22 protein-coding genes are annotated in these 19,417 nt (G+C 48.5%); 8 read left to right on the forward strand and 14 right to left on the reverse strand.

Annotated elements, in window-relative coordinates; genetic code table 11:
• Positions 1–286: 286 nt before the first annotated feature.
• Entirely contained in the window at positions 287–790 is a 504-nt protein-coding gene (locus NtB2_RS04450) for a hypothetical protein (protein WP_109245749.1), read from the forward strand.
• Positions 791–905: 115 nt separating this feature from the next.
• Positions 906–1,244 carry a hypothetical protein gene (locus tag NtB2_RS04455; protein WP_109245750.1) on the forward strand — a complete coding sequence of 113 codons (339 nt, stop codon included), beginning with the start codon at positions 906–908 and terminating at the stop codon, positions 1,242–1,244.
• A 63-nt stretch (positions 1,245–1,307) separates the two neighbouring features.
• Here NtB2_RS04455 and NtB2_RS04460 read toward each other — a convergent pair whose 3' ends face one another.
• The gene (locus tag NtB2_RS04460; RefSeq protein WP_109245751.1) at positions 1,308–1,745 is read right to left on the reverse strand and encodes a CoA-binding protein; all 438 of its coding nucleotides are present in this window, start codon (positions 1,743–1,745) and stop codon (positions 1,308–1,310) included.
• A gap of 110 nt (positions 1,746–1,855) precedes the next feature.
• Here NtB2_RS04460 and NtB2_RS04465 point away from each other — a divergent pair, with 110 nt between their 5' ends.
• Both NtB2_RS04465 and NtB2_RS04470 read left to right on the forward strand, forming a co-directional pair.
• Positions 1,856–2,068 (forward strand): hypothetical protein, encoded by a 213-nt coding sequence (locus tag NtB2_RS04465; RefSeq protein WP_109245752.1) that lies wholly within the window; start codon positions 1,856–1,858, stop codon positions 2,066–2,068.
• Between the two features lie 97 nt (positions 2,069–2,165).
• The gene (locus NtB2_RS04470) at positions 2,166–3,314 is read left to right on the forward strand and encodes an acid shock protein (protein ID WP_109245753.1); all 1,149 of its coding nucleotides are present in this window, start codon (positions 2,166–2,168) and stop codon (positions 3,312–3,314) included.
• Positions 3,315–3,341: 27 nt separating this feature from the next.
• On the opposite strand, the gene polA is transcribed toward NtB2_RS04470, so the two are convergent.
• The 7 genes from polA to NtB2_RS04510 all read right to left on the reverse strand — a co-directional run bounded on the left by polA (position 3,342) and on the right by NtB2_RS04510 (position 10,233).
• Positions 3,342–5,960 (reverse strand): DNA polymerase I, encoded by a 2,619-nt coding sequence (polA, locus tag NtB2_RS04475; protein WP_109245754.1) that lies wholly within the window; start codon positions 5,958–5,960, stop codon positions 3,342–3,344.
• Positions 5,961–6,280: 320 nt separating this feature from the next.
• Positions 6,281–6,466: a DNA-directed RNA polymerase subunit beta gene (locus tag NtB2_RS04480; RefSeq protein ID WP_109245755.1), complete on the reverse strand. Its 186-nt coding sequence runs from the start codon at positions 6,464–6,466 to the stop codon at positions 6,281–6,283.
• A gap of 38 nt (positions 6,467–6,504) precedes the next feature.
• Positions 6,505–7,773, reverse strand: coding sequence for a UDP-N-acetylglucosamine 1-carboxyvinyltransferase (murA, locus tag NtB2_RS04485; RefSeq protein ID WP_165814957.1), 1,269 nt, complete (start codon positions 7,771–7,773; stop codon positions 6,505–6,507).
• Between the two features lie 42 nt (positions 7,774–7,815).
• Positions 7,816–8,613: an inositol monophosphatase family protein gene (locus NtB2_RS04490; RefSeq protein ID WP_109245756.1), complete on the reverse strand. Its 798-nt coding sequence runs from the start codon at positions 8,611–8,613 to the stop codon at positions 7,816–7,818.
• On the reverse strand, positions 8,582–8,860 hold the full coding sequence (locus tag NtB2_RS04495; protein WP_109245757.1) for a UPF0223 family protein: 279 nt from the start codon (positions 8,858–8,860) through the stop codon (positions 8,582–8,584). Before NtB2_RS04495 ends, NtB2_RS04490 begins: the two co-directional genes overlap by 32 nt.
• A complete protein-coding gene (spx, locus tag NtB2_RS04500) occupies positions 8,861–9,262 on the reverse strand; it encodes a transcriptional regulator Spx (RefSeq protein WP_109245758.1) in 402 nt (133 codons plus the stop codon).
• A gap of 446 nt (positions 9,263–9,708) precedes the next feature.
• Positions 9,709–10,233: an SLOG family protein gene (locus NtB2_RS04510; protein WP_109245760.1), complete on the reverse strand. Its 525-nt coding sequence runs from the start codon at positions 10,231–10,233 to the stop codon at positions 9,709–9,711.
• 73 nt (positions 10,234–10,306) lie between these two features.
• Between NtB2_RS04510 and recU the strand changes: the two genes are divergently transcribed.
• From recU to NtB2_RS04525, 3 genes are read left to right on the forward strand one after another with little or no spacing between them, the layout of a single operon-like run.
• Positions 10,307–10,909, forward strand: a complete 603-nt coding sequence (gene recU / locus NtB2_RS04515) for a Holliday junction resolvase RecU (RefSeq protein ID WP_109245761.1) — start codon at positions 10,307–10,309, stop codon at positions 10,907–10,909.
• Positions 10,910–10,946: 37 nt separating this feature from the next.
• A complete protein-coding gene (locus NtB2_RS04520) occupies positions 10,947–12,983 on the forward strand; it encodes a transglycosylase domain-containing protein (RefSeq protein WP_109245762.1) in 2,037 nt (678 codons plus the stop codon).
• A gap of 7 nt (positions 12,984–12,990) precedes the next feature.
• Positions 12,991–13,620 (forward strand): MBL fold metallo-hydrolase, encoded by a 630-nt coding sequence (locus NtB2_RS04525; RefSeq protein ID WP_109245763.1) that lies wholly within the window; start codon positions 12,991–12,993, stop codon positions 13,618–13,620.
• A 492-nt stretch (positions 13,621–14,112) separates the two neighbouring features.
• Here NtB2_RS04525 and rpsR read toward each other — a convergent pair whose 3' ends face one another.
• The 4 genes from rpsR to NtB2_RS04545 all read right to left on the reverse strand — a co-directional run bounded on the left by rpsR (position 14,113) and on the right by NtB2_RS04545 (position 16,229).
• Entirely contained in the window at positions 14,113–14,358 is a 246-nt protein-coding gene (rpsR, locus tag NtB2_RS04530; RefSeq protein WP_109245764.1) for a 30S ribosomal protein S18, read from the reverse strand.
• Between the two features lie 154 nt (positions 14,359–14,512).
• Positions 14,513–15,007 (reverse strand): single-stranded DNA-binding protein, encoded by a 495-nt coding sequence (ssb, locus tag NtB2_RS04535; RefSeq protein ID WP_109245765.1) that lies wholly within the window; start codon positions 15,005–15,007, stop codon positions 14,513–14,515.
• Between the two features lie 24 nt (positions 15,008–15,031).
• On the reverse strand, positions 15,032–15,325 hold the full coding sequence (gene rpsF / locus NtB2_RS04540) for a 30S ribosomal protein S6 (RefSeq protein WP_109245766.1): 294 nt from the start codon (positions 15,323–15,325) through the stop codon (positions 15,032–15,034).
• A gap of 88 nt (positions 15,326–15,413) precedes the next feature.
• A complete protein-coding gene (locus NtB2_RS04545) occupies positions 15,414–16,229 on the reverse strand; it encodes an NAD(P)H-hydrate dehydratase (protein WP_109245767.1) in 816 nt (271 codons plus the stop codon).
• Positions 16,230–16,273: 44 nt separating this feature from the next.
• Here NtB2_RS04545 and NtB2_RS04550 point away from each other — a divergent pair, with 44 nt between their 5' ends.
• The gene (locus tag NtB2_RS04550; RefSeq protein ID WP_109245768.1) at positions 16,274–17,527 is read left to right on the forward strand and encodes a BaiN/RdsA family NAD(P)/FAD-dependent oxidoreductase; all 1,254 of its coding nucleotides are present in this window, start codon (positions 16,274–16,276) and stop codon (positions 17,525–17,527) included.
• Between the two features lie 480 nt (positions 17,528–18,007).
• Here NtB2_RS04550 and NtB2_RS04555 read toward each other — a convergent pair whose 3' ends face one another.
• Together NtB2_RS04555 and NtB2_RS04560 are read right to left on the reverse strand one after the other, a co-directional pair.
• The gene (locus NtB2_RS04555) at positions 18,008–18,619 is read right to left on the reverse strand and encodes a thiol-disulfide isomerase (RefSeq protein ID WP_109245769.1); all 612 of its coding nucleotides are present in this window, start codon (positions 18,617–18,619) and stop codon (positions 18,008–18,010) included.
• The gene (locus tag NtB2_RS04560) at positions 18,616–19,416 is read right to left on the reverse strand and encodes an energy-coupling factor transporter transmembrane component T family protein (protein ID WP_109245770.1); all 801 of its coding nucleotides are present in this window, start codon (positions 19,414–19,416) and stop codon (positions 18,616–18,618) included. The genes NtB2_RS04555 and NtB2_RS04560 overlap by 4 nt, the downstream gene beginning before the upstream one ends.
• Between the last annotated feature and the right edge of the window lies 1 nt (position 19,417).

Genomic DNA, 19,417 nt, shown 5'->3' on the forward strand with positions numbered 1-19,417 from the left:
CGGAACACTTTGCCCTGAGTCATAAAGTTCTACTAGAGTTTCTTTGAAACCTTGTTCATATCGTTTAACCATAAATTGAGTGTACCAAATTACCTAAACGGCTGTCCATTTTTCTAGGATAACATCATTTTACTTAAAGGAGCATAAGGGAAACTGATATACAGCAAGCTGTATATCCTTGCAGTACAAGGGTTCCCTCTGATTTCAGCTTTTCAAGCTAAAATCAATAAACTTTCTCGCTACGCTATATAAAAAATTGCAATAAAAATATGAATTGGAGAACAAAATGAAAACAGAAGATTGGTTAATTAGAAAAATTCCGACAGAAACCAAAAAAGGAATTCAAGAGTTGGCGAAAAAAGAAGGAGTTTTTGCCAATGAAAAAGTCGCAGAGATTTTGAATGATTATCTTTACGACATTGAACTTGGTCGAAACAAAAATTACTTTGATAGGCGCTGGCAACAAGTCATTGACAGCTATGAAGTCAGCGCAAATGCTCAAAAAATATTGGCTGATGCGCAAAATGAAAATACAGAAGCCTTTGGAAAATCATTTTCAACGTTGACGAAGCGAGTGATTGAATTGCAAAATTTGCTTTTTGCAGTTCACGAAGAAGTCGAAATTTTGCGAGGAGTCCAGCAAATGTTGATTGGCTATTCCCCAGAAGAGTCGAAAAAATTTGCGGAGGTTTACAAGAAATATGTTGGCGAAGCCTTGAAAAATGAAAGTGATTTTACAGACCTGTTTGAAAAAAATGAAGATGATTGGTTCGAGGGAGAGGAGTATTAAATTTATCAAAATGGTTGCGACATAACAAAGAGATAAAATCTGGCAGTATTAACTCAAATGAACTAAATTTTGCGCTATACTGGAATACAGGACAAAATCAAATCGGGAGGTCTTTATGTACGAAGCAAATGAGGAATTTTCAGCTCTCACAAATCGGCTGGCTGCTTATACTGAGTTAGTTGATGATGAAGCCTATCAAAGCCAGATAGAGCGTGAATTAGTTAGGTTAGCGGTGAAGATATTGGCAGAAAGAATTCATGAGTTACTTCAAGAAGTGAATGATGAGGAGTTGTTGAACCATGCACTCTCTATCATTAACGAAGCAACGATTGAAACAGTCGCATTTTTGGGTACAGAAGACATCTGGGAGGAAATAGAAACACGTTTGAGAGAACGGGGCTTTGGGTACAGAATGTTTGGAGAACCATTTAATTTACCTAAAATAGGTAGATAAAAGGTGCTATGGTCAGGAAATCTGTCAGGATTTTCTTCAAAAATAAGAAAGAACCTTGATTTTTCAAGGTTCTTTTGGCATATAGGCGTATTCAATCTTGATACAGCGGTTCATCACGATGTCATTGCGACCGGCTTCCCGCAGGATTTGCTCGGCCTCTTCTGACTGGAGCTCGAGCTGGGCCCAGAAGACATCTGCATCCGTCTCGATAAAGTCCCGGGCCACGTCAGCCAAGAACTCAGAGCGACGAAAGACATCGACGATATCAATATGCTCGGGTACTTCTTTAAGGCTGGCATAGACCTTTTCGCCCAGGACCTCTTCGCCGGCAATCACTGGATTGACCGGGATAATCTTGTAGCCGTTTTTCTGCAGGCCCTCGGCAATCAGATAAGACGTCCGATCTGTCTTCTTGCTGATGCCGACCACAGCGATGGTCTTGGCCTTTTTAAGATAGTCAAAAATCACTTCTTGACTGGGATTTTGAAATTCATAAGTCATAGCATGCCTCCTTTCTTATCATTATAACAGCTTTTGAAATCAGACGAAAGGCTGAGGGCTCGAGGATTTTCTGATGATAAAATAGAGCTATCAAATTTAAGGAGGAAGCCATGAGCCTCATCTTTTTAGTCTTAGTTGCCTTGTTTGCTTTCTGGTTTCTGAAGGGCTTTTTTAAGTATGTGTTGCCTGCAATCTTGCTGTTAATCATTGCAAAATTTATCTTTGGTTTAGCCTTTATCAGTCTTCATCTGGTCTTATTTGTCATTGGCCTTTTGATTATCGTCTGGCTTATTCGAGCTATTAGTGGCTCAAGAAACCGCTAACCCCCTTTTTCTTTACTCAGACTTATTTTTATGCTACTATTAAAATAGTTTTATTTAAGATATATATTTAATAGTAATAGGATAATTTTATATCAATATGAAAAAAGTTCTGATTTATAGTGCAGTGACTGCTAGTCTTTTAGCTGTCGCAAGCCCCGTGCTTGCTGCTGAAACAGTTGCTCCTGCCCCCACATCTAGCCAACTGCCCGCCAGCCCTACTGCCAAGGCAGTGAAGACAAACAGCTCGATTCCCGTCTATCGGCTCTACAATTCAAGAAACCAGGAACACCTCTATACTACAAGTACAGACGAGGTTTCTTCCCTCCTGAGTATTTACATGAGTGACTGGAAATACGAGGGGGCTTCTTGGATGGCTCCTAAGAGCTCAGCGACAGCTGTTTTCCGCGTTTACAATCCAAAATCAGGCGAGCACCTTTATACAAAAGATGCCCATGAAGTCAGTGTCTTGACCTCTCAGTACCACTGGTCAAGTGAAGGAACCGCCTACTACTCCGAATCGGCAACTGCTGGACGTAGCAATTTCCGCCTCTATAACCCTAAAGCGGGAATCGGGGCTCACTTTACCACATCAAGCAGTTACGAACGCGACCAGCTCATGAAGACTGGCTGGAAATATGAAGGCATCGCCTGGTACGGGACAAAAGATCCTGTCTATACGACTTACCAGCCCGTTCCTACACCAATGTTCCACAAGGATAGCCTCGGATATACTGTCTTTACACAACAAGATTCTCGCTGGGGCAACCTGCTTTACGGCGGCGACCCTATCTGGGACGGAGGTTGTGGCCTTGTTTCTACAACAATGGCGATCAATGCACTGAGAAAGACCAACTTTACGCCGGCAGATACCCTCCCTTGGGCAAATGCAAATGGAGCGATTGCCTGGAATGATGTCGGTGCCAGCGTCTTGAGAATTGCACAGCACTTTGGCCTCAACGCCTGGTATGTCTCTGCAGACATCGCAACCATCAACCGGGTCCTCAGCCAGGGTGGGATGGTCTCTGTCTCTGGAGCAACTTCACCAAACTACTTGAACGGTTCACCATTTACATCGGTCGGCCACTATGTTGTCATCAAGAAACTTCTCCCTAATGGCCAATGGATGATCTTTGATTCCAATAATTCAAACGGCCGTGAGATGAATCCTAACAATAACAAGGCCTTTGATCCAAATCTTATCATGCGTTATCAACACTACTCTGCTGTTGCCATGTATAACAAATAAAAAAGCAAGACTCTAGGTCCTGCTTTTTTATTTCGCCTCATACCAGGTCAATCCTGTATTTTCATCAACTTTCAGTGGCAGGTCAAGCTTCATCGCCTCTTCCATCGTTGATTTCACAAGGCTCTTGACTTCATCGAGCTCTTCTTTTGGCACATCGAGGATGATTTCATCGTGGACCTGGAGGAGCATTTTGGCTTTCAAGTCAGAATTTGACAGGGCCTTGTCCAGATTGATCATAGCGATTTTCAAGATGTCGGCCGCCGAGCCCTGGATGGGCGAGTTTATCGCCGTCCTCTCGGCAAAAGAGCGGACGCTAAAGTTTCTCGCATTAATATCCGGCAATTTCCTACGGCGGTGGCTCATGGTTTCGACATAGCCCTTGTCGTGGGCCTCACGGACGATATTTTCCATGTAAGCCTTGATGCCGGGATAGCGTTCAAAGTAGGTCTCGATATATTCTTTGGCTGCCTTGCGACTGATGCCAAGGTTATTGGCCAGGCCAAAGTCAGAAATGCCGTAGACGACCCCAAAGTTGACAGCCTTGGCGTTCCGCCGGTCATTGGCTGTGACATCTTCAGCATTGGCAATGTCAAAGACCCGCATGGCTGTGCTGGTGTGGATGTCAGCTCCGTGACGGAAGGCCTCAATCAGGTGTTCATCCTGGGAGATGTGGGCCAGGACCCGGAGCTCAATCTGAGAGTAGTCTGAGCTCAAGAGGACTGAGCCAGGGCTTGGCACAAAGGCCTGGCGAATCTTCCGGCCTTCTTCCAGGCGGACGGGGATATTCTGCAGGTTCGGATCCACCGATGAGAGACGGCCGGTCTGGGTCAAGTCCTGGACATAGCGGGTGTGAATCTTGCCGTCTGCCATGATTTGTGGCATCAGGCCCTGGACATAGGTTGATTGGATCTTGGCAATCTGTCGATATTCGAGGATTTTTGCGACGATTTCATATTGACCAGCCAGGCCTTCTAAGACGTCAACCGCCGTTGAATAACCGGTCTTGGTCTTCTTTCCTGCTGGAAGCTCGAGCTTCTCAAAGAGGATAACGCCTAATTGTTTTGGCGAATTAAGATTAAACTCTTCTCCAGCCAGGTCATAGATTTCCCGGGTCAGCTTGCTGAGTCGGGCTTCGTTTTCTTCGCCGATGGCCTTGAGCGTGTCTGCCTTGACGGCAATGCCGGCAATTTCCATCTTGGCCAGGACATCCGCCAGAGGCAGTTCGATGTCGGTCAAGAGGTGGTACTGATCGTTTTCTTCCAGGCTCTTGATGAGGGCAGGCTTGCTGGCGGCGAGCACATGAAGCTTGCGGGCAATGTGCTGGAAGAGGATTTCATCGCTAGGTACTGCCTGCTTGGCCCCCTTGCCGTAGACTTCTTCGTCTTTGGCGAGTTTTCCGACATTGTAGAGCTCAGCGATGGTTGAAATCTTGTTGTCTTCGGTCGTTGAGAGCAGGTATTTTGCCAGCATGCTGTCAAATTGGGCAGGGGCAAGCTCAATGCCTTCACGACTCAGGAGGACCTTGTTCTTCTTAAAGTCATAGGTGTTTTCCGGAAATGGAAAGGCCTTGAGGACTTCGAGATTCTTAGAAACAAAGACTTCTTTATCATTCCCCCAGGCAAAGGCCAGGATGTCGGCCTTGTGGTAGTTGTCTTCCAGCGTCTCGATATAGAAAAAGTCGTCGGGCTTGACTTGGGGCTCGCTGTCGATGACCTGGTAGTCGACTTCCAGCTCCTTGATGGCCTCGCCATTGTTTGACAAAAACTGCTCTTTGAGCTGTCTGAAGCCCATCTCATCGTAGAATTTAACGAGGGCTTCATTGCTGTCAGGGCCGTCGTAGCTGATATCATCGAGGCCAATCTCGATAGGCGACGCTGTATTGATGGTCGCAAGCGTCCTTGCCAGATAGGCCTGCTCCTTGTCAGCGATGATATTTTCTTTCATCTTAGAAGCTTTAAGTTTATCAACATTTTCATAAAGGCCATCAATCGAGCCCCATTCGTGAAGGAGCTTGAGGGCGGTCTTTTCACCGACCTTGGTGATGCCTGGATAATTATCGGAATTATCGCCCATCAAGGCCTTGAGATCGATAAATTGCTCAGGTGTCAACTGCATCTGCTCCATAAGATAGGCCGGTGTCCAGGCTTCAAACTCTGCCACGCCTTTCTTGGAAATCTCGACCGTGGTATTGCTATCGGTCAGCTGAATCATGTCCTTGTCGCCAGTGACAATCGTCACGTCAAAATTGGTGCCAGGGGCTTCAGCCATCTTATCCAGTGTCCCGATAATGTCGTCGGCCTCATAGTTGACCAGCTCATAGTGCTGAATACCGAGTTTTTCGAGCATTTCCTTGATAAAAGGCATCTGCTCGCGGAATTCGTCAGGTGTCTTCGCCCGGCCACCCTTGTAGTCTGCATACATCTCGGTCCGGAAGGTGGTCTTGCCAGCGTCAAAAGCAACTAAGACATGGCTCGGCTGAATCCGCTCCATCAGGTTGTTGAGCATAAGGTGAAAACCATAGATGGCATTGGTGTGAAGGCCATTTGGCGCCTTAAATCGGTCCAATTGGTTATAGAGGGCAAAGAAGGCCCGAAAGGCAACGGATGAGCCGTCGATTAAGAGGAGTTTGTTTTTTTCGTTTGTCATATTCTTTTATTATAACATAGCTTGGATGGTCGGCTCTCTTGGCTTGGTCTGTGGAGTCGCTTCGTTACAGAAACTAGGGAAACTGATGTGCTGGCACGCAAGCAGACCGCTTTGCGGTCTCATTGCTAAGTTTTGAGCCTCCTAAGGAGTCTCCAAACTTGCCTTTTAGCACAGCAGATTCCCTAATTTCTTTCACTCCGCTTGGATTTTACCAGCTTTTAGAAAAACAGTGCAGTGGAAGAATTCAGGCTAGAGCTCTGGCCTGAATTCTGGAACGGAAGCCCTCAAGCCCAAGAAAAAAAGCCGGCAAAGCCGACCATCTAAGGATTCAATTTATTCATCACATCTCGCCAGAGGCCTGGCGTAAAGACTCGGCCTGGATTTCCACCGCCAAGAATGCCGTAGCCTAGCATCAAACCACCAGCCGCGGCAAGGATGAGGAGGATGACGACCAGCAGGAGGAGGGAGATTCTCATTCCTAGGATTTTTACTGTTTTCTTAAACATTAAGCTTCCTCTTCAGTTAAGGCTCATCTAAGCTTTATCTAAGCTTCGTCAGGCACCCGCTCGATGTCTGCACCCAGCGAGGCGAGTTTTTCATGGAATTTATAATAGCCTCGGTCCAGATGGTTGAGTTTGCGGACCGTGGTCTTGCCTTCTGCAACGAGAGCTAAAAGGATGAGGGCGGCAGAGGCCCGGAGGTCTGTCGACTTGACAGAGGCCCCTTGGAGCTTGTCTGAGCCCTGGATTATCGCTGTTTTTTGCGTGATTTCCACATTCAGTCCCATCCGTCGCATTTCTTCCAGATGCTGGAAGCGATTTTCAAAGACAGTCTCCGTCATGCTCGACTCACCCTTAGCAACAGCCTGGGCTGCGGTCATCTGGGACTGCATATCGGTCGGGAAACCAGGATGGGGCAGGGTCTTGACATTGGTCGCCTTCAGGCGGTCAGGGCCAATGACCCGCAGACCTTCTTCTTCTTGGATAAAGGTCACGCCCATTTCCTTTAATTTAGAAATCAAGGGCCGGTTGTGCTCAGAAATCGCCTCAAGAATGAGGACGTCACCCCGAGTCATGGCAGCCGCGACCATAAATGTCCCGGCTTCAATCCGGTCTTGGACGACGGCATGGTTGGCCCCATGCATCTCCTTGACCCCCTTGATAATGATGGTATCTGTCCCAGCACCTTTGACATTGGCCCCCATCTTGTTCAAAAGATTGGCCAGGTCAACGATTTCAGGCTCACGGGCAGCATTTTCTAGCGTGGTCGTACCTTCAGCAAGAGTCGCTGCCATCATCAGGTTCTGAGTCGCCCCGACAGAAGGGAAGTCCAGGTAGATATAAGCCCCTTTGAGCTGACCCTTGGCTTCAATGTAGCCGGCGGTCTGTGTGATTTCAGCTCCCATAAGCTCAAAGCCCCGCAGATGAAGGTCAATCGGACGAGAACCAATCGAACAGCCACCAGGCATTGAGACCCGGGCCATGCCGTTGCGGGCCAGGATTGGCCCCATGACAACGATGCTCGCCCGCATCTCGCTGACGTATTCATAAGGGGCGTCGGTCTTGACTTCCGTCGCTGACGTCGCATGCACTTCTTTCGCTGCTTCATCAAAGCTCAGCTGAACACCGAGATGGTGGACCAGCTTGTTCATCATATAGACATCACTCAAAATCGGCACGTTGCGAAGGACTGTCTCACCCGTCGCTGGCAAAAGACTCGCTGCGAGTAGTGGCAGGACAGCGTTTTTTGCCCCTTCAATTTCAACGCTTCCCTTGAGTTGCGTTTGGCCACCCTTGACGATGATTTTATCCATTATATTTTCTCTATTTCTAAGCAAATTTTCTTATCCATTATATCACAATTCTGATTGACTCAAAATTGAGAGCACCTCGTCCTTCAGATGGACAGGACCTGAAAAGACCTTCTCACGGCCCATCAGGCTTGGAGAATCACCCTCGATAGTCCAGCTGTCAAAGCCGATTTTTGAGAGGAGAATGCTGCCTGGAGCATAATCCCAGGGATAGAGATTGCTGACATAGCCTAAGATCCGACCTTCCAGGATTTTCACATAGCTGATGCCAGCCGAGCCAAAATTGCGGACACCAAGTGACTTGGACGCCAGCTCTTGCAGGTGGTTAGCATTGCTCTTGAACATGTAGCTGTTCAGGGCAAGAAGGCTGGTCTCAAGCTCAGGCCAGCGAACTGGGAGGGCCTCATCTTCACAGTAACTCTGCTCGGCATCATTCCAAAAGAGCCGGTCAGCCATGACGTCGAGAATCATTCCAAACTGGGGCTTGCCTGCCTGATAATAAGCCAGCATGACGGCAAATTCAGCCTTCTGAACGATGAAGTTGGTCGTCCCATCAATCGGGTCAATGACCCAAAAATTCGAGCTCGCTAGGTCAAAATCAGGCTCTGACTTGCCGTTTTCTTCCGCCAAAATCTTGTCGTCAGGAAAATGAGCCAGAATCTTTGATACCAACTCTTCTTGGACTTGACCGTCAAAATTGGTGACCAGGTCGTCATAACGGCTCTTGGTCGCAACCTGTGGGGCTTCATCGAGGTGGCTCCTCAAAAAAATGCCGGCCTCACGAACCCAGCCTTTGGCTAAATTTAATTGCTCATTTGGAAAATTGGACGCTTGCTCGCTCACTCTTAGTCACCTCTTGGACGGCCCGATAAAGCGAATAGCCGCTCGCCGATTCAAATTCACGGCCGAGTTGCTTCTCCTGCATTTTTGAGGGGACGACCGTCTTGAAAGCCCGATAGCTGTCAAGAAAATCCGCCTTTTGGACCCTGTCTTCATAAAATTTTTCCACCTGATTAAAAAAAGAGACCACTGTCGACATCTCATCAGTAGTCCAGCTTAAATCCAGTGGATAGCTATAATGTTCTTTCATTTACGCTTCTACCAAAGTATCTTTAGAATGTTGCATCTCTGATTGCCGGTAGGTCCTTGGCAAAAAGCTGCGGATTTCATCTTCATTGAAACCAATCTGCAGGCGTTTATCATCAGTGATAATCGGCCGTCGCAGGAGGTTGGGATAGGCGGTCACCAGCTCCAGGAGTTGATTGATCGTCAGGCTGTCCAGGTCAACATTGAGCTTTTGGAAGACCTTAGAACGGGTAGAAATCAAGTCTTCTGTCCCATTTTCAGTCTTTGCCAAAATGTCCCTCAAGGCTTCGATGGTCAGGGGCTGGGTCAGGATGTTGTGTTCGGTATAGTCTACATGATACTGATTGAGCCAAGCCCTTGCCTTCCGGCAACTCGTGCATGATGGTGATAGGTATAAATTGATCAACAGCTGCCTCCGCTATTTTTACTATGCTCCTATTATATAATAAGAGGACCCGGCTTTCAATAGGGCTGTCAAAAAAATTTAACAGCTGGGGTTTCTGCTTTTAAGGTCCGCTTCGTTCCAGAAATCTGGGGAAATGCAGTGGGGCCCGCAAGCGAAGGGCTTTGCCCTTCCATTGCTAAATCTGGAGCCCTCTGTGAGGTCTCCAGATTTGCCTTATTCCACTGCATTTCCCCAGATTTCTTCCACTCCGCTTGTGCTATTTTTGACTGGAAAATTGGCAAGTCAACCTCAGTAGCACTAGTGGAGCTTCAGGGCAATTGGGATCAAGCGTGGAATTTATCAGCTTTGGAGACCCGGAGGGGCTCAAAATCTAGGTGTGGAAGTCGAAGGATTCACTTTCTGCCTCGGGCTTGCATCCCAGCTAGCCCTAAGCGGAACAACCCTCCTCACTCATAATACTCCTCCGCAATCTCCTGCAGTCCCTCAAAAGTCAGAAAGTCTACCGCAAAGCCCTCTTTAGCCTTCATCATATCGACCAACCAGTGCAGTCGGGTCTCATGCTCTTCATCATAAAAGACAAAGGCCCCGTTAACCTTGTCAATCAGGTATTGATTGTAGGCCTTGAGCTGGCTGGGATTGGCATAGCTGTCAAAGCAATATTTGACATAGTCGAGCTGTTTGAAGCTGGCGATTTTCAGCTGGCTAGCCTCTGAGAGTCTTTGCCCGTGGTCTTCAAAATCAAAGATGGTTGCCAGCTGGAAATCATATTCTTCCTTCATTTCTTGGGCAACCTCGAGGGCCCAGTATTCAAAGCCTGTGTTTCCTGTAAATATCAACCAGATTAAGCCCTCTTCAGCATAGGCTTCCAACCTTCTTCGGATGGCCTTTTTGATGACTTCGATTTTGGGATCCTTATCTGTGAAAATTCCTAGCTCAGAAGCCGAGTAACCTGCGATGAGAAGGCTGTTCATAACTGTTTTTTTCTCCTAAAAATGTGGTATAATAACATTATACAACTATTCTGCACTCTTATAAAGGTAAGTCATGCCCATCAAATATCCAAATGGCCAGAGCTTCAAACAGCTTGCAGTGCCTAAAAAAGCTGCTCCGGTCCAGTTTGGGAAGCGGGGCATGAATTTTGAATCTGAGATCAATGCGACCAATGAATATTACCTGGCCCACGGCATCGCAGTCATTCACAAAAAACCGACACCTGTGCAGATTGTAAGGGTCGACTACCCTCAAAGAAGTCGGGCAAAAATCACGGAAGCTTACTTCAAGCAGGCCTCAACCACTGACTACTCCGGTGTCTACCAGGGCTACTATCTTGATTTTGAGGCCAAGGAAACCCAGCAGAAGACGAGTTTCCCCCTCAAAAACTTCCACAAGCACCAGATAGAGCACATGCAGGCTGTCTTAGACCAGGGCGGGATTGCCTTTGTCCTCCTGCATTTTGCCAGTCTCACTGAGACCTACTATCTGCCGGCCGAGCCACTGATTCAGTTTTATCTGGAACACGAAGGCCTCAAGTCTATGCCCATAACCCTCATTAGAGAAAATGGATATGCCATTGCCACGCAACAAATTCCCAGAGTCCCCTATCTGGAAATCATCAATAGCTTATACGAGGTGACCGATCATCGCTAGAAAACAAGCAAAAGCTGCCAAGAAAAAAAACCGCTCTTTGGCCACACGCATCACACTGACCAGTCTCAAGGTCGGTCTTATCCTGGTTTTATCCGTCATCTTGCTTGCGATTGCTGCAGGTGGTGCGGTCTTTTACTATTACGCCAAGGATGCCCCAAAGCTCAATATCAATAAACTCGAGTCACAGCCGTCCACCGTCGTCTACGACAAGGACAACAACATCGTAGCCACCCTCGGTGCTGAGCAACGTGACACGGTCAAGACTAACAACATCCCTGTCCAGCTGGTCAATGCGGTCACTTCTATCGAAGATCACCGCTTCTTCAACACCCGAGGGATCGACCCAATTCGTATTGCTGGAGCCTTTCTGCATAACTCAAAAGGTGGCTCTGTCAACGGGGGTTCAACCCTTGACATGCAGCTCATCAAGCTGAGCTTCTTCTCAACTTCTACCAAAGACCAGAACCTCAGAGTCAAGGTCCAAGAAGCCTGGATGGCCCTCCAGCTTGACCAAAAGTGGACCAAAGAAGAAATTTTCACAGCCTATGTCAATAAAGTCAATATGGCCAACGGTTATTACGGGATGGGCACTGCCGCTAAGGCCTACTACGGTAAGTCTTTGAGCCAGCTTTCCATCGCTCAAACTGCCCTTTTGGCCGGCATGCCACAGGCCCCAACGACCTACAACCCTTATACCAATCCCGAGGCTGCCAAATACCGTCGCGACCTGGTCATCAACGCCATGTTCAAATACGGCAAAATCACAGCTGCCCAGCAAAAAGAAGCCATCAATACACCGATTACCGACGGTCTCCAACAGCTCAAAAACTCCGTCAACATCCCGCCTCAAGACGACAACTTCCTCAAGGAAGCCATCGCTGAAGCCAACCAGCTGACCGGCGAAGATGCGGCTAATGCTGGCCTCAAGATTTATACCACGCTTGACAGTGCCGCCCAGCAGAACCTTTACAACATCGTCAACACCACCGACTATGTGCCATTTACGGATAACATCCAGGTGGCTTCAACCCTCATCAATGTCCAGACCGGTGCGGTCACAGCCATGATTGGTGGCCGAGGCCAAGACCCTAATGTTGTCTTCGGTAACAACCAAGCCGTCCAGACCGACCGGGACTGGGGTTCTGCCATGAAACCCCTCGTCGACTATGGACCTGCCTTCCAAAACGGCATCTACAAGTCCACCGGCACCTATATCGCTGATACTGGCCCTTATTACTATCCTAATAGTAGCGATCAGCTGAACGACTGGGATAACAAGTACATGGGGAACTTGACTGTCCGTCAAGCCCTGACCCTCTCTCGTAACATCCCAGCCATCAAGACGCTGGCTGCTGTAGGTCTCGATAAGTCGAATCAATTCTTGACCAACCTCGGCTTTAACTTCAACGATCCAGACGGTGGGGGGCTCCAATATGCCAACGGAATCTCATCCAATACTGCAGGACAAGGGAACAACAACCCAACATACGGTGCCAGCTCACTCAAGATGGCAGCAGCCTATGCGGCCTTCTCAAACGGTGGTGTCTACACCAAGCCTTACTATATCAACAAGATTGTCTACCCTGATGGTAAGGAAAAAGTGGTCAAGCCTGAACGCAATCAGGCCATGACCCCACAAACGGCCTACACGATAACCGATATTCTCAAAGGGGTCGTCAAAGGGAACGACGATGCCATCCCAGCCCTGTCAACTGGTCTAACCGCTCAGGTCCCAGGCCTTCCTGAAGCTGGTAAGACCGGTACTTCTAACTATACAGGCGATGAACTCAATCAGGCCCTAGATAATGCCGGTATCTCTGTTGCTTCACTCCAAGGTGGCTCTATTGCCCCCGATGAAAACTTCGCTGGCGTGACACCGCAGTACTCGATGGCTGTCTGGACTGGTTTCAGCAACCGCCTGCAACCCATCTACGGTGACAACCTCTACATCGCCACCAAGGTCTTCAAGGCCATGATGACTAGCCTCTACCCAGACCCAAGCTCTGTTGCTGACTGGACCATGCCAGACGGCATGTATCGCTCAGGCAACGAGTTGACCATTACCAACCAATAAGGATATTATGACCTTAGACATCAAGAAATACACCAATAGCATTGCTCAGGAAAACAGTTATCTCCTGAGCAATGCTTCTTTTAACTTCGTAATTGACCCGGGCAGTGAGCCGGAACAACTGATTGCTGACCTCAAGGCCAGCGGAAAGCCTCTCGCCAGTATCTTTTTGAGCCATGCCCACTTTGACCATATCATGGGGCTGGATGAGCTCCTACTAGCCTTTCCTGATGCGATGCTCTTTCTCCATGCAGAGGAACACAGCTGGCTCCAAGACCCCAAGCTCAATGCCTCCCAGCTCTTTTTAGGACAGCCAGTCACTTCGACCGCCCAGCCCAATGCCTATATCATCCGGGCTCCCTATCTTTTTGGCGAAACTGAGCTCAGCGTCCGCTATACGCCCGGCCACTCCATCGGCGGTGTCAGCCTGATTTTTGAAAAAGAAAAGATCGTCTTCAGCGGAGACGCCCTCTTCTACCACACCATTGGCCGAACTGACCTGCCAACAGGCAATCAAGAGCAACTCCTGACCTCTATCCACAACGAACTCCTAAGCCTCCCCGATGACTATGTCATCTACCCCGGCCACGGCCCAAGAACCAGCGTCGGAGAGGAAAAGCAGAATAATCCCTATCTATAGTAAAAAGCCGTGAGCCACGGCTTTTTCTCTATTCTCATCTCTGCCCCCTGCCCACGCGAAGCGATTCGCCAGAGGCGAGAGCGAAGCTCAAAACAATGGGATAGGGCTAGTAGTGGGATTATCGAAAGATCCGCTTTCGTATAATCCGCAGAGCGGAAATCCGCAAGTAGCAAATCTTAGCCACTCGACGGCTCGTGTAAGCGAGACTGCCCGAGGGTCTTAGTGCTTTAGCACTTAGACTTCCAGGACAGCCTCCTCATATCGATGATGTAGGGTTGCTGGCTAAGCAGGGATTAGCAACACTCAATGCAAGGAAGAAAGCTTCACTTTCCTTATTTGCAACCTTGCATGGCAAGTTTTGGACCTCAATGCTCCCTTTGGTCGCATTGCTGTCTCAAAACTTTAGCCAAGCAAGCCACGAGCACTCCACTACTAGCCCTATCCCAGCCCAAAAGGGACAAAAAAAGTCCGGCTGAAAGCCGAACTCAAATTTTAGTTTTCGTCATTCGCTACGAATGGCAAGAGAGCCATTACGCGTGCACGCTTGATTGCTGTAACCACTTTACGTTGGTTCTTAGCAGAAGTTCCAGTCACGCGACGTGGCAAGATTTTACCACGTTCTGAGATGAAACGTTTCAAGAGTTCAGTGTCTTTGTAGTCAACGACTTCGATTTTATTTGCAGCGATGAAGTCAACTTTTTTACGGCGTTTGAAGCCGCCACGACGTTGTTGTGCCATAGTTTTTTCTCCTTATTTTATTTTATCCAAATATTACGCTGTCTCGATTTCAAGCCGATAATGCTTGAAATCGAGACAAGTAAGACGACTAGGCAATTCCCATAGGAATTGTCGTGCTATAATGAGCGACTTCAGTCGCCCTTATAGCGTCGTGTTAAAAGGGAAGGTCATCATCCGAGATTTCCATCGTTGTGCCACCAGAAAATGGGTCAGCATCACGACCGAAGTTCGGCGTTGGATTATTATTGCTAGCAGCTGGAGCAGCTTGTGCTGGGCTAGAGCTTGCTGGAGCAGAATAAGATCCGCCAGCCACTCCGCCTTCACGAACCGCACGACTCTCCAGGGTCTGGAAATTATCGACAACCACTTCAGTCACGTAAACACGTTGCCCTTGTTGGTTTTCATAATTCCGAGTCTGGATAGAACCCGTCACACCAATCAAAGCACCTTTTTTAGCCCAGTTGGCCAAGTTTTCAGCCTGCTGACGCCAAATCACGCAGTTGATAAAGTCTGCCTCACGCTCGCCTGCCGCATTTTTGAAACGGCGGTTGACCGCAAGAGAGAAGGTCGCAACTGCGACGTTGCTTGGTGTGTAACGAAGTTCAGGGTCACGCGTCAAACGCCCAACCAAAGTAACATTATTAATCATGAGCCCTCCTGCTTAATCCTAAAATTAAGCTTCTACCTTAGTAATCATGTGACGAAGAATGTCAGCGTTGATCTTAGCAAGACGGTCAAATTCGCTTGTTGCTTCTGAAGTTGTTTCAGCTTCAAAAGTAGCAATGTGGTACAAACCTTCACGGAAATCTTGGATTTCGTAAGCAAGTTTGCGTTTTTCCCAGTCTTTAGACTCAAGATTCACTGCACCGTTGTCAGTCAAGATACCATCAAAACGTTCAACGAGTGTGTTTTTTGCTTCTTCATCAATGTTTGGACGAATAATGTAGAGAATTTCGTATTTAGTCATTGATTTTTCCTCCTTTTGGACTAATGACGAGGGTTGAGTCCCCCGTAAGTTATGAGCTTTACTCACAAAGAATAATTATAGCAGAAAGCTAGCCATTTTGCAAACTCGCCCGCTTCATATATTGGGGAATTTTTTCGATGATCTGACTCGGCAGGACCACATAGGCCTCTTCAGCTAGGTCGCTTGCAATTTTACTGTGGAGATAGGTCGCAGCAAGCACCGCTTCTTTTTGTGGAAATTGAGCCAAAAAGCCCGCAATCATCCCAGCTAGCGTATCGCCCATGCCTCCAGTCGCCTGGGCCGGTGTCCCAAGTGTCAAGAGGCTTGCTTCCATATCTGGAAAAAAGATTTTCGTCGCCTCAGACTTGGCGACCAGACCTGCCCCCAGCTCATCTGCAAAGGCTTGAAGGCCTTCTGGCGTCTGCTCAGCGATCGTCAGCCCACTCAAACGCTCCATCTCCTTTTGATGGGGCGTAAAGACTGTCTTATCCGGATGTTTCAGGCCAGCCTGAAAGAGGCTGATGGCTGAGCCGTCGATGACCAGCCATTGCTCTTCCTTCTGCTCATCTAGGACGCGCCCAAGCAGGTCCGGTCGCTCTAAGCCTAGCCCCGGCCCAATCAAAATCACATCCGCCGACTGAATCAAGTCACTGGTCAAGGCCGAAAAATCCAGGACCATAGCCTCAGGCAGGCGGGCATGCAGACTCGTATGATTCTTCTCAGCCGTGACCAAGGTCACGAGACCCGCCCCGCTATAAACTCCGGCTGAAGCCGCTAAAATCCCAGCCCCGCCGTATTCTTCATTGCCTGCAATGATTAAAAGCCGGCCATAATCGCCCTTATGAGATTGCCTCGGCCGTTCTTTAATCAGCTTCCTCAATATTTCATCCGTCAATGTTTTCATAAGTCTATTGTAGCAAATCCCAGCCGCCATGTTATAATCAAATCATGAAAACTTTTGACGTGATTGTCGTAGGCGCAGGCCCATCTGGCATGATGGCCGCCATCGCTGCGGCGGAAAACGGGGCTAAGGTGGCCCTGATTGACAAAAACAAGAAGGTCGGCAAGAAGCTCTTGATGACAGGCGGCGGCCGCTGCAATGTGACCAACGCCGCCCCCGTCGACGAGATCATCGCCCATATCCCTGGCAACGGTCGCTTCCTCTACTCTGCCTTTGCCCAGTTTGACAATCAAGACATCCGGGCCTTTTTTGAGGCCAATGATGTCAAGCTCAAAGAAGAGGACCACGGCCGGCTTTTTCCTGTGACGGATAAATCCGCCACTATCGTTGCCGCCCTCTATAATAAACTCCTAAGCCTACACGTCTCCCACTTTGCTGGCCAGACCGTAAAAAAACTCCTGATAGCAGAAGGCCAAATCAAGGGCCTTGAGACGGAGACCGAGCGCTTTGAAGCCCCAGCCGTCATCCTCTCGACCGGTGGCATGACCTATGCTTCTACCGGCTCATCAGGCGATGGCTACCGCTTCGCTCGCTCAGCAGGCCACAGGATTACCGAGCTCTACGCGACCGAATCTGCCCTAAAATCTTCAGAAGACTTTATCATGAAGAAGACCCTCCAGGGCATCAGCCTCAAGGAGGTCCGCCTCTCTGTGCTCAACAGCAAAGGCAAAGCCGTGACCAGCCATGTCCACGACCTCCTCTTTACCCATTTTGGCCTCTCTGGCCCTTCAGCACTTCGTTGCTCTAGCTTTGTAAATCAGTTACTGGCAAAGGGTGAGAAGCCTGTCAAGCTTAGCCTTGACTTGTTTCCAGAGCAATCGCTCGACCAGCTCAAAGAGCACATCATCCAGCTGACCCGAGACTCTAAAAAGAGCTTGAAGAACGCTTTGGCCAGCCTGACCCAGGAACGCCTCCTCGACTTTTACCTAGAACGGGCCGACTTAAGCCCTGATATGATGGCCAAAACCCTGACCGAAAAGCAGTCAGACAGCCTGGCCCAACTCTTCAAAATGCTGCCCATCCTGATCGACAGCACTTTCCCCATCGAAAAGTCCTTCGTGACCGGTGGCGGAGTCAGCCTCAAGGAAATCAATCCCAAGACCCTCGAAAGCAAGCTCATGCCCGGCCTCTATATGACCGGTGAGTTGCTTGATATCAATGGCTATACGGGCGGTTACAACATTACCGCAGCCTTTGTGACCGGCCAGGTAGCTGGGACCCACGCAGCCCAGGGCTACTGATGAGAAAAGACCTCTATTTTTAGTTAAATGAGAGGCTTATTTCATGTTATAATCAGCTTGACTTGTGGATAGTCCGCTACTTTGAAGCAGGTCATAGGTCGTTGTATGAGTACTAAGCGAGCCCTTTTGCATTTTCCTAGTAGACGAAAGGAGATCGTGATGTATAATACTACGACAAAGGAGTGCGGTAATGACCATCGTTTTTGCCCTGGCAATTTCGATTGTTCTTTCTGCCTTAGGCAGGCTTGCTGTTCAGCTGACCAGCGCTTATAGCATAAAGAAAAACGCCGACAGAAATCAGCGTTAGTCGTTATTCAGTAGTCTAGTAGACCTATGGCGGTGGGGAAGAACCAGTTCCCCACCGCTTTTATAATTTCATTGTATCAAATTCTCTAGTGCTGTCAAGCCTTTCAGCCCAGCTTTTTCATGAGATTATCAACAAATTTAATCAGGTCTAAACTAAGCTTCCAGGAGCACTCATTAGTCTTCCAGAAACTCCTTCAATGTCAACTTCGACCGGTCCATCTTCACAAAAGCACCATCCGCCTGTCGTCTAATCACCGTCGGCACGGTCGGAGCATCATACTTCCGACGGGCCTCCTGGAGGGCTGGACTCAAGTCTGTATTCTCCGTGTCGACATAGTAAATCTTGCTGGAAATCTCGGCGAGCTGCTGAGAGAAATAGCGGGTCCAAGGGCAGGTCACCCGTCCAAAGAGAATCACGGCCTCTTCGTCAAGTTCCTCAATATCCTCAGCCTGAAGCAGGCTGACCTGCTTAATATTCTCAAAAAAGGCCGTTCGCTTATCATGGCTATAGGGCTCGGTCACCCAATCGCCAACGATAATGACTCTGTTGTCCTCCGGCGTCTTGAAGCTGAAGAGATGCTTGCCGTCTGTTGCAGGCGAGATTTCTGAGAGCTCCAGGCCGAGCTCTTCGACCTTTTCATAGATGTCATCGATATATTCGACGTCAATGGCCAGGGTCTGAGGCTTAAAATCATAGCTCTCGCTCAGGGCCACCTTTTCCTCTAAGCCCAGTTCCTTCCAGAAAATCTCTGCGTTTTCTAGGCTTTCAACATTGATTGTAATCATTTTATTGTTCTCCATAAAATCAGTAGGACGGCAAGCAAGACCATGCTTAATAGCAGGAGGCTGTCCTGTTTTCGCCATTTCAGCTGGCGATATTTCGTTCGCCCTTCACCACCTTGATAGCCCCGGCTTTCCATGGCAATGGCCAAATCATCTGCCCGCCTAAAAGAGCTGACAAAGAGGGGAATCAAGATAGGAATCACAGAGCGGATTTTCTGAATCAGATTACCCTCGCCAAAGTCCATTCCTCTAGCCTTTTGGGCATTCATAATCATGGTCGTGTCATCCATCAGGGTCGGGATAAACCGCAGGGCAATTGAAAGCATGAGGCCAAGCTCATGGACCGGTACTTTCAGCTTTTTCAGGGGCGAAAGGCCGGTCTCAATACCATCAGCCAGGCTCAGCGGTGGTGTCGTCAGGGTCAAAATCGTCGAGACAAAGATAATCAGAACAAAACGGAAAAAGATAAAGACCGAGTTGACCATGCTCTCCGTCGAAATATTGATAATCCCAAAATGGAAAATCACGTGAGAGCCCGTCGTAAAGAGCATCTGAAAGATGACTGTAAAGAGGATAATCCCAATCATCGGCCGGAGACCCTTGAGAAAGTAGCCAAGCGAAATCCCTGTCAGAGCAACCCCAAGAAAGGTATAGATAATCAAGAGCCCATAACCCAGCCAGTCGCTGGCCAGGAAAATCACAGCCACAAAGGCCAGCATGACCAGGAGCTTGCTCCTCGGGTCCATCCGGTGGATGATCGAATCCCCCGGAATATAGCGGCCCATAATCATATTTTGCATA

Origin of the sequence: Lactococcus termiticola, from assembly GCF_003116835.1 — a bacterium.
Taxonomy (GTDB): domain Bacteria; phylum Bacillota; class Bacilli; order Lactobacillales; family Streptococcaceae; genus Lactococcus; species Lactococcus termiticola.

Coding starts and splice junctions, on each gene's coding strand:
- NtB2_RS04480 (WP_109245755.1), bottom strand. CDS start 6,466: ATGTTTAAGAAAACAGTAAAAATCCTAGGAATGAGAATCTCCCTCCTC.
- polA (WP_109245754.1), bottom strand. CDS start 5,960: ATGACAAACGAAAAAAACAAACTCCTCTTAATCGACGGCTCATCCGTT.
- rpsF (WP_109245766.1), bottom strand. CDS start 15,325: ATGACTAAATACGAAATTCTCTACATTATTCGTCCAAACATTGATGAA.
- NtB2_RS04560 (WP_109245770.1), bottom strand. CDS start 19,416: ATGCAAAATATGATTATGGGCCGCTATATTCCGGGGGATTCGATCATC.
- NtB2_RS04455 (WP_109245750.1), top strand. CDS start 906: ATGTACGAAGCAAATGAGGAATTTTCAGCTCTCACAAATCGGCTGGCT.
- NtB2_RS04495 (WP_109245757.1), bottom strand. CDS start 8,860: ATGAAAGAACATTATAGCTATCCACTGGATTTAAGCTGGACTACTGAT.
- NtB2_RS04460 (WP_109245751.1), bottom strand. CDS start 1,745: ATGACTTATGAATTTCAAAATCCCAGTCAAGAAGTGATTTTTGACTAT.
- NtB2_RS04555 (WP_109245769.1), bottom strand. CDS start 18,619: ATGATTACAATCAATGTTGAAAGCCTAGAAAACGCAGAGATTTTCTGG.
- recU (WP_109245761.1), top strand. CDS start 10,307: ATGCCCATCAAATATCCAAATGGCCAGAGCTTCAAACAGCTTGCAGTG.
- murA (WP_165814957.1), bottom strand. CDS start 7,773: ATGGATAAAATCATCGTCAAGGGTGGCCAAACGCAACTCAAGGGAAGC.
- rpsR (WP_109245764.1), bottom strand. CDS start 14,358: ATGGCACAACAACGTCGTGGCGGCTTCAAACGCCGTAAAAAAGTTGAC.
- NtB2_RS04450 (WP_109245749.1), top strand. CDS start 287: ATGAAAACAGAAGATTGGTTAATTAGAAAAATTCCGACAGAAACCAAA.
- ssb (WP_109245765.1), bottom strand. CDS start 15,007: ATGATTAATAATGTTACTTTGGTTGGGCGTTTGACGCGTGACCCTGAA.
- NtB2_RS04550 (WP_109245768.1), top strand. CDS start 16,274: ATGAAAACTTTTGACGTGATTGTCGTAGGCGCAGGCCCATCTGGCATG.
- NtB2_RS04545 (WP_109245767.1), bottom strand. CDS start 16,229: ATGAAAACATTGACGGATGAAATATTGAGGAAGCTGATTAAAGAACGG.
- NtB2_RS04465 (WP_109245752.1), top strand. CDS start 1,856: ATGAGCCTCATCTTTTTAGTCTTAGTTGCCTTGTTTGCTTTCTGGTTT.
- NtB2_RS04525 (WP_109245763.1), top strand. CDS start 12,991: ATGACCTTAGACATCAAGAAATACACCAATAGCATTGCTCAGGAAAAC.
- NtB2_RS04510 (WP_109245760.1), bottom strand. CDS start 10,233: ATGAACAGCCTTCTCATCGCAGGTTACTCGGCTTCTGAGCTAGGAATT.
- NtB2_RS04470 (WP_109245753.1), top strand. CDS start 2,166: ATGAAAAAAGTTCTGATTTATAGTGCAGTGACTGCTAGTCTTTTAGCT.